This is a genomic window from Acidobacteriota bacterium, assembly GCA_026707545.1.
GTDB lineage: Bacteria > Acidobacteriota > Thermoanaerobaculia > Multivoradales > Multivoraceae > Multivorans.
Genome location: JAPOWR010000001.1, coordinates 1,957,484 through 1,972,208 on the forward strand (window position 1 = coordinate 1,957,484; position 14,725 = coordinate 1,972,208).

At 68.2% G+C, this 14,725-nt stretch carries 12 protein-coding genes; 6 read left to right on the forward strand and 6 right to left on the reverse strand.

The window, feature by feature from the left end:
• Positions 1–2 precede the first annotated feature (2 nt).
• Positions 3–2,171, reverse strand: a complete 2,169-nt coding sequence (locus tag OXG83_07750; GenBank protein ID MCY3964915.1) for a TonB-dependent receptor — start codon at positions 2,169–2,171, stop codon at positions 3–5.
• Positions 2,172–2,181: 10 nt separating this feature from the next.
• Entirely contained in the window at positions 2,182–3,573 is a 1,392-nt protein-coding gene (locus OXG83_07755; protein MCY3964916.1) for a hypothetical protein, read from the reverse strand.
• A gap of 425 nt (positions 3,574–3,998) precedes the next feature.
• On the opposite strand from OXG83_07755, the gene OXG83_07760 reads away from it, so the two are divergent.
• The 5 genes from OXG83_07760 to OXG83_07780 all read left to right on the forward strand — a co-directional run bounded on the left by OXG83_07760 (position 3,999) and on the right by OXG83_07780 (position 8,904).
• Entirely contained in the window at positions 3,999–5,201 is a 1,203-nt protein-coding gene (locus OXG83_07760) for a YjgN family protein (protein ID MCY3964917.1), read from the forward strand.
• Positions 5,202–5,284: 83 nt separating this feature from the next.
• A complete protein-coding gene (locus OXG83_07765; GenBank protein ID MCY3964918.1) occupies positions 5,285–6,274 on the forward strand; it encodes a M48 family metallopeptidase in 990 nt (329 codons plus the stop codon).
• A 96-nt stretch (positions 6,275–6,370) separates the two neighbouring features.
• Positions 6,371–7,219, forward strand: a complete 849-nt coding sequence (locus OXG83_07770; protein MCY3964919.1) for a phytanoyl-CoA dioxygenase family protein — start codon at positions 6,371–6,373, stop codon at positions 7,217–7,219.
• 32 nt (positions 7,220–7,251) lie between these two features.
• The gene (locus OXG83_07775) at positions 7,252–8,217 is read left to right on the forward strand and encodes a M28 family peptidase (GenBank protein ID MCY3964920.1); all 966 of its coding nucleotides are present in this window, start codon (positions 7,252–7,254) and stop codon (positions 8,215–8,217) included.
• An 18-nt stretch (positions 8,218–8,235) separates the two neighbouring features.
• A complete protein-coding gene (locus OXG83_07780; protein ID MCY3964921.1) occupies positions 8,236–8,904 on the forward strand; it encodes a hypothetical protein in 669 nt (222 codons plus the stop codon).
• Between the two features lie 16 nt (positions 8,905–8,920).
• On the opposite strand, the gene OXG83_07785 is transcribed toward OXG83_07780, so the two are convergent.
• Positions 8,921–9,604, reverse strand: coding sequence for a glutathione S-transferase (locus tag OXG83_07785; GenBank protein MCY3964922.1), 684 nt, complete (start codon positions 9,602–9,604; stop codon positions 8,921–8,923).
• Between the two features lie 73 nt (positions 9,605–9,677).
• Here OXG83_07785 and OXG83_07790 point away from each other — a divergent pair, with 73 nt between their 5' ends.
• On the forward strand, positions 9,678–10,622 hold the full coding sequence (locus tag OXG83_07790; GenBank protein ID MCY3964923.1) for a hypothetical protein: 945 nt from the start codon (positions 9,678–9,680) through the stop codon (positions 10,620–10,622).
• A 34-nt stretch (positions 10,623–10,656) separates the two neighbouring features.
• Here OXG83_07790 and OXG83_07795 read toward each other — a convergent pair whose 3' ends face one another.
• The 3 genes from OXG83_07795 to lpdA are packed head-to-tail and all read right to left on the reverse strand — an operon-like array spanning position 10,657 to position 14,720.
• Positions 10,657–12,489 (reverse strand): ABC transporter substrate-binding protein, encoded by a 1,833-nt coding sequence (locus OXG83_07795; GenBank protein MCY3964924.1) that lies wholly within the window; start codon positions 12,487–12,489, stop codon positions 10,657–10,659.
• A gap of 37 nt (positions 12,490–12,526) precedes the next feature.
• Positions 12,527–12,892 carry a S4 domain-containing protein gene (locus OXG83_07800; GenBank protein MCY3964925.1) on the reverse strand — a complete coding sequence of 122 codons (366 nt, stop codon included), beginning with the start codon at positions 12,890–12,892 and terminating at the stop codon, positions 12,527–12,529.
• A 13-nt stretch (positions 12,893–12,905) separates the two neighbouring features.
• On the reverse strand, positions 12,906–14,720 hold the full coding sequence (gene lpdA, locus OXG83_07805; protein MCY3964926.1) for a dihydrolipoyl dehydrogenase: 1,815 nt from the start codon (positions 14,718–14,720) through the stop codon (positions 12,906–12,908).
• Between the last annotated feature and the right edge of the window lie 5 nt (positions 14,721–14,725).

A 14,725-nucleotide genomic window follows, 5' to 3' on the forward strand; every position in this document is an offset into this window, starting at 1 on the left:
GGTCAGGGACTCAGGATGTGGCGCACCCCCAAGTGCACCATGCGGGGCGCGCCGACCGTGACCAGGCCGGTTCCCGAGATGCCGACCTGCACCTCCTCGTCGAGCAGGTTCTCGAGGCCGGCGAAGACCTGCCAGCGGCCGCTCAAGTCGCGGGCGGCGCTCAGGTCCACGACGGCGAAGCTCGAAAGCGGCCGCGTGTTCAGGTCGTCCTCGAACTGCGAGCCGACGAAGCGCACGCCGAGTCTGGCCTGGAGCACCTCGGGGTTCGAATACTCGAGCCCCAGGCTCGCCGACTGCTCGGGCGTCTGCGCCAGCCTCTTCCCCTCGAGTTCCGGGAAGTCGGCGGCGCTGTCCACCTCGGCGTTGCTGTACAGGTAGGACAGGTCCAGCCGCCAGACATCGCCGAGCCGCTGGCGCAGCTCGGCCTCGAGGCCCTGAATGCGGGTGCGGTCCAGGTTCAGCCGCTGCCGGCAGGAGCCCCCGCCGGGCACGAAGCCGCAGGGACGGAAGAAACGACTGCTCGGGATCGTCGCCAGGGTGACGTTGGCGATCGGGTTCTCGACGCGATTCATGAAGGCATTGAACGACAGCCGGGAACCGCCCTGGTAACGCACGGCGCCGAACTCGATGCCACTGAGCCGCTCGGGCTCCAGCGACTCGTTCGCCTCGGTGATGTCGTTGCGCACCCGGAAGGGCCGGTAGAGCTCGTTGACGGTCGGCGCCCGGAACGACCCGTACAGCGAGCCGCGCAGGCTCCAGCCGAAGTCGAGGGAGTAGAGGAAGCCGACGCGCGGCGACGCGGCCGTTTCGTCCCGGTCCTCGAACATGTCGTCGCGCCGGATCGAGCCGTCCGCCTTGTTGATCTCCAGCCGGCTTCCCGAACCCGCCTGCCAGCGGTCGATGCGGGCGCCAAGTTCGAGCTGCAGCCGGTCGCCGAACTGCGCGCGACGCTGCACGTAGGCGCCGCCGATCGCCTGGTCGCCGCCGGCCATGCGCCGCCGGTTGAATTGCGTGGTGAAGAAGAAGTCCTCGTTGGTCGCCCCTTCGACGCTCCGCCACTCGGCGCCGGCGACCCACTGCCCCGATCCGACGTCGCCCTGCCACTGGGCGCCCAGGCCGGTGGCCTCGGAGTCGACCAGCCACTGATCGAGAGCCGGCCGCTCCGAGGAACGGTCGACCTGCTGCGCGCTGAACCGGCTGGCGAACTCCTGCTCGTGGGTGAAGCCGCGCACCGTCCAAGTGTCGCCGCGAGCGCTGGTGACGTCCGCCGTCAACCGGAACGACGTCAACTCCGTGTCGTTGCCCGTCAGCGGCGTGCCGTTGCCGCGATCCTCCGACAGGGTGTCGCCGCCGACGCTGATCGACACCGAGTCGCTGGGAGAAAACGCCAGCCGGCCGGCCACCGTCGTCTGTTCCGAGAAGGCGTCCACGTCGATCGGACCGCGGTGGTCGTCCCGCACCACCGGATACCCGTCGCTGTCGAATGTCCTGGCCGACAGGGTCAGCGCCCCGCGTTCGAAGCCCTGCCCGAACCAGGCGTCGCCCGAAACCACACCATGGTCTCCCGCCAGGGCCGACAGCCGCAGCGAGCTACCCGACTCGGGCTGTGACGTGACGAGGTGGATGACCCCGCCCAGGGCCGAGTTGCCCCACAGGCTCGAGCCGCCGCCGCGTACGACCTCGATCCGGTCCAGGCTCTCGCGACCCACGCGGCCCCAGTAGATCCAGCCACCGAAGGGATCGTTCAGGGGCAACCCGTCGAGCAGCACCAACGTGCGGCTGACGCCGCTGGGGCCGATGCCGCGCAGCGAAACGCCCTGGCTGGTCGGGTGCGCGACCATCGAGCTGTTGCGGCGAAAAAGGCTGAAGCCCGGCACCCGGCGCAACGTGTCGTCCAGGGTCACGGCCGCACTGGCCCGGAGTTCGTCGCCGGTGACGACGGAGACGCTCGATGTCACCCTTCCGAGTTCCTGCTCGGCCCGCGCCGCGGTGACGACGATCGTCTCGGCAAGGGCGGGATCCTCCACCGGCTCGGGCGCGTCACCGTCCGAGGCGGCTGCGGCCATCGAAGCCGCAAAAAAGAGGGCCGCCGACCAGGCGACCAAGGAGACGCAACGTCGAAGATTGCCGTCGAATGCCCTGGTTGTGTGATGCGAAGGCGTGGTCGGCATGCGCAAGCTCCTACAGAGCCGGACCCGGCGTCTCCGGGTCGGCGGGAGCGGGCATGGTAAACGAAGCGGGATCGATATCGGCCCCGGCTTCAGCTTCCTGGATCCGCAACTCGGTGACGACCAGGCCCTCCACCGCGATCCGGATCTTCCCCGGCACCATCAACCCCCCAGCGTCCATGTAGTTGCTGATCGTCACTTCGATCTCTCCCGTCGACCCCAGGAACGACCCCTCGAAGACGATCCGGCGCTCCAGGAAGTCCTCCCCGCCGAGGTAGAGAGCGCGCGCTTCGCCGTCCGCGGTCGTGACGTCCAGCCGGTAGGCCTCGTCGCGCTCGACCTTCTCGATACCCGCCAGCGAGGCCTCGAAGCCCGATCCCTCGCTGTCGGCGAGCCGGCCCCACATGAAGTCGGAGAGGATCCCCAGGGCCCCGATCGTCTCCGACGGCAGCGGCGTCGGCTCGAGGGCACCCGTCATCGGCGACACGTTCCACGCCGTCTCGCCGTCGTAGGCGATGACCATCGGCAGACCCTGCATGTCGATGTCGACGCGGAGTGACTCGGGGCGCGCGAAGGCCGCCGTCATCGGCACTTCGAAGCCGAGCATGACGATCGTGCCGGCGGCGCTGAGGGTCTGCACCTCGGCGGCCGAAGCCCCGCGCGTGTTCCGGTAGCGCGACAGGACCTCGTCCAGGCCGAGTGAGGCGTCGGCCATCTGGCCCGGCATGAAGAAGATCTCGGGATCGATCTCCGGGTTGATCTCGAAGGAATCCAGGATCAGGGGCATCTCGCCGATCGCACTGCCCATGATCTGCCGGTGCGCCAGCATCAGGCCGTCGACCTCCCGGTAGTCCTCGAACCGGACCGTCGCGTCCTCCAGCCCGAAACCGAAGTCCGCCGGGTAGATCCTCTTCTTCTCGAGCCCGTCGTCGGTGCCGAGGAAGACCTGATGCGTCACGCCGCCGGGCGCGGTGACCACGAGCTTCCAGGCTTCGCCGCTCTCGATCTCCTCGCGGCCGGCGAGTTCCACCTGGTAACCCAACTCCGTGTACTCGAACCAGGGGCTGCTCAGCGCGGAGTCGGCGGCCTGCGCCGCCGCGGCCTCTCCTTCGAGCGCGCCCGGCTTGGCCTGGCCGGGCTGCTGGACCCACGCCTGCTGGCCGTCGAACGCCTGGATGAGGGCCATGCCGCCGAAGTCGCCTTCGACGCGACTCTGATTCGGCCGGCGCAGGTGAATCGTGAACGGGGCCTCCATGCCCTGCACCGACATCGTCCCGCTAGCCCTCACACTCTGAATCGAGCGCAGCTTCTCGAGACCACCCCGGGCCTCGTAGTGCATGGCCAGCACGCGGTCGAGTTCGCTGACCTCCTCCGCCTCCTGAGCCCAGACCGGCCCGACCGCCACGGCAAGCGCCACCAGCGCGAGACACGCCCGGACTCGATGCTCTCGCCACCTGTACCGTACGCCGCGCCCCGTTTCCGCGCGAGCTATTGAGCCGATCGGTGCAGATCCCTTCATCTCATCCTCCGCTGGCCGTCCGCCGCGAGGCCCGCCGGTGACCGCCAAGCCGGCTCGCTACCCCCAAACTGTGCCGGCATGATAACCGAACGGGGCTCGCCGCGAGCGCCGCAGCCAGTGCCTGCAAGCCCAGCATATCGATTCGGCGGCTTCACGCAACCGTTGAAAACAAAGAAGTTAACGCTCTCGCCGAGGTCACGGCGAAGATCGTCGGCCGACTCACCGGCGGAGTCACGGCCTGGACCTAGTAGGGTGGCCGACCGAAGCTCTGGGCGCGGAGATTCGGGCCCTGCATTCGCCTCAACCGACTCATGACGAACGAGCCCAGACACGACGCGTTCAACGAGCGGTCCGGCCGGGACAGCGCCAGCGGCGACGATCCCGACTCCATGTCGCTGGGCGATCTCCTCGATCAGGGCGGTGAGATCGGCGGACTCGTCGGTGAACCAAGCGAAGACGACACCAGCGGCGGTTCCCAAGCTCGGAAACTCCGCTTCACGGCCGACGGCCGGGAGTACTTCCGCATCTGGATCGTCAACGTCGCCCTGACGCTCCTGACGCTCGGGATCTACTCGGCCTGGGCGAAGGTGCGAGCCAGACGCTACCTCTACGGCAGCGTCTGGCTCGGCGACGCCGCCTTCGACTACACCGCGAACCCGGTTGCCATCCTGCGTGGACGGATCCTCGTTGCCACCGTCCTGGTGCTTCTCTGGGTCGCCCAGCTCTTCTCCATCGTCTACTACTACGCGGCGCTTCTCGCCCTGATGCCGCTCGTGCCATGGGTCGTTGTGCGCGCCCGGTCCTTCCAGATGCGCAACTCCAGGCATCGCGGTATCGCCCTCGACTTCCGCGGCAAGTACTGGGACGCCGCAGTCTGGTATCCGTTGTCCTGGGCCGCATCGCTCGCGACCCTGGGCCTTGCGAGACCTTTCACGGTCTTCGGGCGCGACCGTTTCCTGGTCGAGGAATCCCGTTTCGGCGCCGAGCCGTTCAGCTTCGCCGGCAAACCCCGGCCCTACTACGGGATGTACGTAGTCACCGCGATTGTCGTCGGCGTCCTGTACGTCGGCGGACTCGTCGCCCTGTTCGTCGCAATCACCGCGTCGATCATGGCTACGGGTTCCGATCCTGGCGATGCCTCACTCGACATGCGCCTCTTTCTCCTCGCCATGGTGGCCATCGCTGCAGCGATCAGCCTGTTCATCCTGGCCTACCTGCGCACCCGCCTGCTCAGCTACCGGTGGAGCAACACCCGGCTCGGCGAGGACACCTTCAGCCTGGCTCTCTCCTTCTCGAAGATGTTGTGGCTGTACGTGAGCAACGCCGCCCTGATCATCGGCACGTCCGGCCTGTTCATTCCCTTCGCCCGCATTCGGGTGCTTCGGTACGTCGTGGGCCAGTTCTCCGTCATCCAGACAGACACCGAACGGATGTTCGAGGCAGGCGAAACCCAAAGCGTAGCTGCGACCGGCGCCGAGGCCGCCGGCGAGTTCGGACTGGAGATCGGCATTTGACCGGGATTCCCTGTCGCTACTACGACGGGCGCACCTCGCGGTGCCGTGCCGCCACTCTCGCGCTCACGACTGGAGGCGGACTCGTGATCGCACGTGAGGGTCTGGAGGAACTTGTCGTCCACGAGAACGTCCGGATACCCGCTCGCGTCGCCGACACGCCGCGCTACATCCACCTGCCGGACGGCGGCGTGTGCGAAGTTCAGGACAATGACGCTCTGGACGCCGCGCATGCTCGCACCCGCCCTGACGCCGAATCGCGAGCCGATCGTTTCGGGCGCCTGCGCCATCGGCTGGACAGCACCTGGCGGGGCGCGGCGGCCGCACTGGCGGTTACCGCGGCGATTCTCTACTCGTTCACCGAATGGGGCGCGCCGGCCGTCGCCACAGTCGCCGTCGCGGCAACACCACCCGAAGTGGAAGCCGTCATCGGCGACAACCTCCTGACCCTGTTCGAACAGCTTCGGTTTCTCGAGCCATCCGAACTCTCGCCGAACCGTCGCAACGAACTCCTGGCCGCCTTCGAGGAGATGTGCAGGGAGACTGGAATCGAGAACGCGGACCTCCGGTTCCACTCCGTCGGAGCTCCCAACGCATTCGCCGTACCGGGCGGCACCGTCGTTCTCACGGACCTCCTGGTGGAGTTGGCCGAGGACGACGAGGAAATCATCGCGGTTCTCGCCCACGAATTGGGGCACGTGTCGGGCCGCCACGTGATGCGAAGGGTGGCCCAGACGTCCTCGATGCTAGTTCTGTGGACGGCGTTCACAGGCGACGTGTCGGTCGCCACACTCTCCATCCTGGGGCCGGATCGGTTGCTGGCCCAGCGCTACTCGCGCTCCTTTGAACGTGACGCCGATCGATTCGCCTTCGACTATCTGCTCAGCGCCGGGATTCCGCCGACCCGACTCAGCGACATCGTGGGTCGGCTCAGCGGTGCCGGCCGGGAAGCGGGCGCACGAGCGGGTGGCAGCCCGCTGGACTGGCTTTCCAGCCACCCGGGCGCTGCAGAGCGCGCCCGCAACGCGGAAGAAGCCGCGAAGCAAGCCGACGGCGGCGAACCTGCCGACGAGTGACCATCGCGGCCGAGCCGGCATACTCTCAGGAAACACGACCGAAGCAAGTGACACTGGCCCGGATCGCCCACGGGGCCCGAGCAGGAGGCAACCGTCATGGAGAAACTGACCCACGCCCAACGCGAACAATGGGCGATCGACGGCTACATTCGCGTCGAACAGGCGCTGTCACCGGACCAGGTCGCGTTCTTCGACGCCGAGCTCGACCGTGTCCGCCAACTACCAGGTTGGGAGCCGAGCCCGGACGGACCGTTGGGCCACTACGCCTGGCTCGACCACGCCGTCGACCGTGACCCCGAGGGCTTCATGGACCGCCGGGTCCTGCTCCACTACGACCAGGCCTTCCTCGACCTGATGGACGCGTCTCCCGTCTTCGACCTGATCAGGGACATCATGGGCCCCTACGTCGTGCTCAGCATGACCCAGGCGATCGTTCGACCGTCCAACCCGCGCTGGCCGGGCTACACCCACACCGACGGCGGTGAGGCGCTCCGCCGCATCCGCGTCACCGAGACCAGTCTGCCGCTGGCGATGAAGGGGATGTACCTGCTCTCCGACATCACGGACGAGGACTGCGGCAACTTCACCGTCTTCCCCGGCAGCCACATGCGCCCGTTCCCCGACCGGCCCTACCCCGCCCCGGGCCCGAAGACGCCGGGCGCCGTCCAGCTCAAGGGCAAGGCCGGCGACTGCATCCTCTTCCCGCACTCGCTCTGGCACGGTCCGTCCGTCAACGCGTCGCCTCGTGCCCGCAAGACGATCCTCTACAACTACTGCCAGTTGTTCCTGCGCACGTACGATCCGGAACCAACGCCCGAAGTCCTGGAACGCTGCACGCCGCGGCAGCGCCGCCTGCTCGGCGACCTCGGTTACGACTTCCGGCCGGGCTCGTACTTCTACGCGCCCCAGGACCAGGTCGACGTGATCGTCGGCGAGGACGCCTGACGGCCACGAAACGGGAGGATCTCACGAGCGCAGTGCACCCCGGCGGCCACTCCGCCCACCAGCGCCGGCTGGCAGGCGCCGCGCTGTGCGCTTGCATGGCGCTGGCGTGTTCCAGCATCGCCGGCCCGGGCCCGGAGCGCCCGGCGCTCCCCGCGGAACCACGGCAAGGCCCGCTGACCGGCCTGCTCGACGATCTGGGTCGGATCGTCGGCCGCGAGACGGTGGATCGCGGCGACGAACTGCTTCGCATGTTCCAGGAGCGCGGGCTCGAACCTTCTGTCCAGGAGTTTCCGGCTACCGCAACAGAGCGGCAGCCGCGAGAAAGCGGGAAGAACCTGATCGCCACGGTCGGTGAAGGTCCTCGCGACATCGTGGTCGGCGCGCACTACGACGTGGTCCGGCTCCAGGACGGCACGGTCGTCGGCGGCGCCGTGGACAACGGCGCTGCCTCGGTCGTCCTGACCAGGGTCGCGGAAACCCTGGGGCGACATGAGTTGAGCCACCGCGTCCGGGTCGTTCTCTTCGACCTTGAGGAAGCCGGGCTCCTCGGCTCTCAGGCCTACGTGCAGGCGGAAGGCGCCGCTCGCGTCGCCGCCATGGTCAACGTCGACGTGGTCGTCGGCGACGAGACGCTGATGTACGGACCGACCTCCCACGAGGGAAACGACACCGTCTACCGCAGCCTCCGCGTCGCCTGCGCCGCGCGCGAGATCGCGTGCATGGGTTTCCCCCGCTATCCCCCGAGCGACGATCGCCCTTTTCAGGCCGCGGGCATCCCCAACGTCTCGCTCGCCATGAACGGCGCCACGGCGTCGCATCAGATGTGGCTCGCCCTGAACGCGGGGCCCGAGTCCGGGCTCCGCGAGGGCTTCATGCCCGAGGTCTTCGGGATCATTCACTCGAGCAGAGACACCATCGAGCACGTCAGTGAAGCTGCGATGAACCATCTTCACGACCTGGTCGTCGCTCTCGTGCTTGAACTGGACAGGGCTCTCTGAGGAGGAGACGTGTCGGACATGGAGCGGCAGGAAACCGGGCAAGTCCCGCTCCGCGAGTGGCTGCGAAGCGGCAAGTGGCTGGCCGGCTTGGCCGGCGGCGCGATCGCCGCTCCCATCGGGATCCAGCTTCACGAACTGGGACACTTCGCCGTCAACGTCGCATGTGGATTCCCAGACAACGTCCTGCGCTACGCCTCGGTCAGTTGGACAGGTTCCAGCGAGTTCCGCCGGCTCTGGCGCGCCGGAGATGTCGAGGCGGCGGCCGCGATTGCCGAACCGTGGCAGGTGGCCTTGAGCGCCGCCGCGGGACCGATCGTCTCCTATCTGACGGCCATCGGCTTCGTGCTCTGGGTCCGGAGATACGGCCCCGGTCCGCTTTCTCTGGTTCTCGGAAGCGGATTCGTCGCTCCCCTGCAAGGTGTAGCGGCGATTCCGGTCATCGCCATCGACCTGTTTGGTGGCGGATTCAGGGGAAACCAGGACGAAGCCAACTTCGCGGCGATCACGGGAATCCCCGCGTCGCTCGCCGTCCTCCCCGGCCTCATCTGCCTGGTGTTCGGCTACTGGTTCCTCGTGACTGCGCTTCCCAGGGGCCAGAGATCGCGCGCCGTCGGCCCACCGCTGGTCGGCGTCGCCCTGGGCATCGCCCTGTGGGGCTCGGTTCTGGGGCCTCAGGTTCTTCCCTGATCGGCGGGCCGTCTCCTCAGGGCGGGTCGGCGTAGGGTTCGTCCATGGGCACGAACTCCGTCTCCAGCCGGGCCGCCGTGCTCCACCGGCGCATCGCCATCGTGTCGAGCAGGGCGCGGCAGTAGTCCTGGGCCTCCGCCGGCAGTGGCGGCTCGTAGGTCGCGAACCGTGAGGCGACCGGCAGGAAGTAGGCGTCGGCGGCCGAGAAGTTGCCGAACAGGTACGGGCTCCGCGTGCCGAACTCGGCTCGGGTATCGCGCCAAAACGCAGTCAGTCGTTCGATTTCGGCCATGACCTCCGGCTCCTGGCCCTTACCCGGATGGTGCGAGCGAATGTTCATCGGCATGGCCGAGCGCAACGCCGGGTAGCCGGAGTGGAAGTTCGCGACCAGGGACCTGGCGCGGGCCCGGGCCCGGGCATCCACCGGCCAGACGCCACGATCCGGATAGAGCTCCGCCAGCCTCTCGACGATCGCCGAGGTATCGAACGTCGCGAACCCCCGTCCGGGTTCACCCTCCCACAGCACGGGCACGAGCCGCGTGGGCGACAGGGTGTCGATGTTCGCCTCCCAATCGGCGGAGTCGAACTTCACCATTCGTTCTCCGAACGGAACGCCGAGCTCGGTCATCAGAGCCCAGGGTCGGAGCGACCAGGAAGAGTAGTTCTTGTTGCCGATGACGAGGGTGAGCGGCGCCGCCATCGCGCGAGCATAGAAGAGATCCGCGACGTCCGGGGATGACGGACGCGAGTCCAGGCGCTATCCTGAAAAACAGGTGCTCCGATCACGCAGCCCGGGCCTCCTGTTCGCGCTGGCCGCCGCCCTGGTGGCTGCGGCGTCGCTGAGCGCGCAGGCCGACCCGAACTGGACCCCGCCCGGCGACATCGACGGGCTGTGGGACTTCGCCACGGCAACACCGCTGCAACGCCCTTCCGCTCACGCCGACAAGGAGTACTTCACGGCCCAAGAGGCCGCCCAGTTCGAGCGCGACACGATCGCGCGCCGCGCAGAGGCCCAGAAGAGGAGCCCGAGCGTCCACGCGCCCTACTGGCTCGACCACGGGCGCCACGTGCAGGAGTCCCGCCGCACGTCGCTGATCTTCGACCCTCCGAGCGGCCGCATTCCGCCGATGACCGAGGACGGCCGGCGCCGCGCACAGGAACGGCGCGACGTGCGCGCCAGTCCGCCGACCGGACCCGAGGATCGGAACCTCTGGGAACGCTGCCTGATGGGTTTCAACGCCGGACCGCCGATGAACCCGGGCGGCTACAACAACAACGTGCTGATCCTGGTGACGCCCGACACCGTGGCGCTCCTCAACGAGATGGTCCACGACACCCGGATCGTCCCGCTCGACGACCAACCCCGACTGCCCGAGCACCTGCGCCAGTTCAAGGGCGATTCACGCGGCTACTGGGACGGCGCAACCCTGGTCGTCGAGACCCGCAACTTCGACCCGCGAATCAGCTTCGCCGGCTCCGGCGGCAACATGCGACTCGTCGAGCGCTTCACCCGCTTCGACGAGACGACTCTTATCTACGAGTACACGATCGACGACCCGGAGTCCTTCGAGCGCCCCTGGAGCGCACGGGTCGAAATGAAGCGGTCGGATCAGGCGATCTTCGAGTACGCCTGCCACGAGGGCAACTACGGCCTGCTCAACATCCTCGAGTACGCGCGCACCAACGAGCAGCGGGCTAACGAGGCTCCAGCAGAGTGACGCCAAGCAGCCGCGGGCGGGTCTAGCCGCCGCCTCAGCCGCCGGAGGCATACGCGGCGACATCGTCGCGGTGCGTCCACCAGCCGGGGCTGGTCCACCAGTCGCTGCCGGGGGGCGGTGTCGGCTGGAACAGGAAGACGCCGGAGGGCGCGAACTCGATGCCGCGGAGGCGCTTGCTGAAGGCGCGGATCTCGGAGTAGTTCCACATCATCGTGAACGGCTGGTCCTCGGCCACGACGTAGGCCAGTTCGCGGTAGATCGCGGCGCGGGCCTCGGGGTCGAATTCGCGCCGGCCGCGCTCCAGCAGATCGTCGACCCGATCGCTCTTGTAGCCGACGTAGTTGCGGGCGTTGTCGTAGCTCGTCGAGTGGAGCCGGATCGTCCACTGGTCCGGATCGGTCGTCACCTCGTCGGCGTCCGCGTGAGCCTGGAACTCGTGCTCCTGCAGGTGCCGCTCGTGGGTCGCGTTCTCGAACTGGCGAAGTGTCAGCTCGACGCCGATGCTGCGCAGATCCTCGCGGTAGATGTCCGCCATCTTGACCGCGTCCGCGAAGGTCTGGGCGATCTCCAGCTCGAACGAGAACCTGACCCTCTCGCCGCCGATCTCCTTGTAGCGCCAGCCGTCGTCCGAATCCGGCAACCAGCCGGCTTCGTCGAGTAACTCGCCGGCGCGCTTCAGATCGAACGGGTACTTCGGCACGTCCGGGTTGTAGCCCATGTGCTCCTTGTCCCAGAGCTGGTCGGTCTCCAGGTAGACCCCGTAGGCGACGTCCCGGATCACGCGCTTCTGATCGTAGGCGTGGGTCATCGCCCGCCGCACCCGCACGTCGGTGAAGAACGGGTTGCTGCCGTCCTGGTTCCAGCCGATTCGCGAGATTCGCCGCGCCGGCGCCCAGCCCTTGATGCCGACCCGCTCGAACTCCTCGTCGTTGCTCTGGGTGGCGAACTGCTGGGGCGTGAACCAGTACTCGTCGAGTTCGCCCTTCTTGAACAGCAACAGGCCCAGGTTGCGGTCGCTTTGCGGGCGGTAGATCACGCGCCTGAAGGGCGCGATACGTACCGCGTCGGGGAACTCGTCCCAGCGCTCGACCACGATCTTGTCGGTCAGGGTCCAGGACACGAACTTGTACGGCCCCGAGCCGATGACTTCCTCGCGCGCGTAGTGGTTGAAGTACTCGCTGCTCCACATCGTCGGGTCGTTCGCGAGCTCTTCCGGGTTGTTCCAGATGTGGCGAGGAATCGGGGGCACCCGCATGGCGAGCATGTTCGTGACCAGGGCGTCCTTGAAGTGGAACACGACGGTCAGATCGTCGACCACGTCGATCCGCTCGACCTGGTCGACGTCGTGCTTGTACATCGCCGCCGGCACGTCGTCCGAAGCCACCATGTCGTAGGTGAACTTCAGGTCGTGCATCGTCCACGGCTTGCCGTCGTGCCAGGTCAGCCCCGGCCGGATGCGCACGCGGGCGCTCATCCAGTCGTCCGCGATCACGGCCTCTTCGACCACGGTCTGGTTCCACACCATCGTCATGTCCGCATTGCGCGTCGTCAGCGACTGGAACAGCGCGCCCGACAGATAGTAGTCCTCCCAGAAGATCGCGAAGATCGGGTTCAGCGTGCGCGGGTCGCCGAACATGTAGCGAACCAGCGTGTCGTCCCGGGCCACAACCTCCGGCCGGTCGAACGGGTACGGCTCGGTCAGTGTCGGCGGGTTGACGAGCGGGTCGGTCCGCGGGTCGTAGGCCGGGCCCGAGGGCGCGGTCGAGCGCTCCGGCAGCGGGCCAGTGCAGGCGGCGGCGCACAGGGCGAGGAGTGAAACAGGGACGAGGGCGGCGACGGGTCGGTGCGGTGCCGGATTCGTGGGCATAGGCACGGAACTGTAGCGCGGCGTTGGCTACTCCCGGTCAGCGCAGGCGGTCGATCAGTCGCCGGTCCCGCTTGGTCGGACGGCCGGCGCCACGGCGTCTCCGCGCCGGCTCCGGGGCCAGGAAAGGATCGCGCCTACGCGGCTCCGGCTTCGGCGGACTCAGATCCTCGTAGAGACGCGGCGCCTCGGCCTTGGGCAGCGGTTTGTCTCTCAGTTCGCGTACGACGAGGATCCGCTTCCAGTCCCGGATCCTGAACTCGATCCGGTCGCCGACCTTGAGTTGGCGGTGGGCCTTCGCCTGCTGGCCGTTGACCGTGACCCGACCGGCAGTGCAGGCCGCGGTCGCCTTCGAGCGCGCCCGGAACATCCGCGACACCTGGAGCCACTTGTCGAGGCGGTTCACGTCGACGGCGGCGTCACCGCTTCCCGCGCCGCGGCAGGTAGAGATCGGTGATCGTCCCTTCGTACGCCTCGGCGGCGAAGGCGACCGTCTCGGAGAGGGTCGGGTGCGGGTGAACGGTCAGCGCCAGATCGGTGGCGTCGGCGTTCATCTCGATCGCCAGGGCCGCCTCGGCGATCAGGTCGCCGGCATTCACACCGACGATGCCGGCGCCGAGGAGCCGCCCACTGCCGGGATCGAACAGCAGCTTGGTCAGGCCTTCGGGCCGGCCCAGCGTCAGGGCGCGGCCGGAAGCGCCCCAGGGGAACGTCCCCTTGTCGTAGGCAGTGCCGTTCTCGCGCGCCTCCGTCTCGGTGAGGCCTACCCACGCCACCTCCGGGTCGGTATAGGCGACGGACGGGATGACCCGCGCCTCGAAGCCGCTCTTCTCCCCCGCCGCGACCTCCGCCGCGACCTTGCCCTCGTGGGTCGCCTTGTGCGCGAGCATCGGTCCGGGCACGAGGTCGCCGATCGCGAAGATGTGCGGCACGTTGGTCCGCTGCTGATCGTCGACCGGCACGAAGCCCTGCCCGTCGACGTGGACACCGGCCGCCTCCGCGCCGAAGCGGTCGCCGTTCGGACGGCGGCCGACCGCCACCAGGACGCGACCGAACAAGCCGGACCGCGGAGCGTTCTCGCCCTCCATCGAGACCACCAGGCCGTTCTTCTGCGCCTTGACGGCCGTCACCCGCGTGTTCACGTGGATGTTCTCCAGGCGTTTCGCCAGACGTCGCTGAAGCGGTCGGGCCAGGTCCCGGTCGACGCCGGCCAGCAGTTCCGGCAGCAGTTCGACGACGGTCACCCGGTAGCCGAGGGCGGCATACACCGTCGCCATCTCGAGGCCGATAGTGCCGCCGCCGATCACCAGCAGGCGGCCGCCGGGATCGAAGTCGGAATCGAGTTCCAGCGCGTCGGTCGAGTCCCAGACCCGCGAATCGCCGACCGGCAAACCCGGAATCATCGCCGGACGCGAGCCGACCGCGACGATCGCCTGGCCGAAGGTCAGGGTGCGGCGGCCGCCGTCGACGTCCTCGATCTCGACCTCGTGGGTGCCGGTGAAGCGGCCGTGGCCGCGCACGACGTCGACCTTGCGCCGCGCGGCGAGCTGCGCCAGACCACCTGTCAGCCGCCCCACGACCTCGTTCTTCCAGCCCCCGAGCTTGCGCCGGTCGATGGCCGGCTCGCCGAAGTCGATGCCGTGGGCCGCGAACTCGGCCGCCTCGTCGATCACGCGGGCAGCGTGCAGCAAGGCCTTGGATGGAATGCAGCCGACGTTCAGGCAGACGCCGCCCAGGTTCGCGTGCGGCTCCACGAGAACGACCTGACGGCCCAGGTCGGCGGCGCGGAAGGCCGCCGTGTAGCCACCCGGGCCAGCGCCAAGGACCAGGACTTCGGCGTCGACATCAGGCGGCGCCACGACGGTGGGCGCCAACGTCGCCGCGGCCGCCTGAGGCGGCGCCGGCTCTTCCTGCGAGTGCTGCGCGGCCGCCTGAGGCGGCGGCGCATGCGGATGCCGCGGACGCTCGACGCGATGGTCCGGGTGGGACTCGTCGTCGGCGTCGAGGATGACGATCAGGTCCCCCTCCCCCACCTTGTCGCCGAGCGAGACGGCGACCTCCAGGACGACGCCGCAGTGAGGCGACGGCACCTCCATCGACGCCTTGTCGCTCTCGAGCGTGATCAGGCCCGCATCGACATCGACATGCTCGCCCGGCGAGACGAGCACCTCGACCACATCGACCGAGTCGAAGTCGCCGATGTCGGGTACTACGATGCGGATCGGGTCGGCCATTCGGG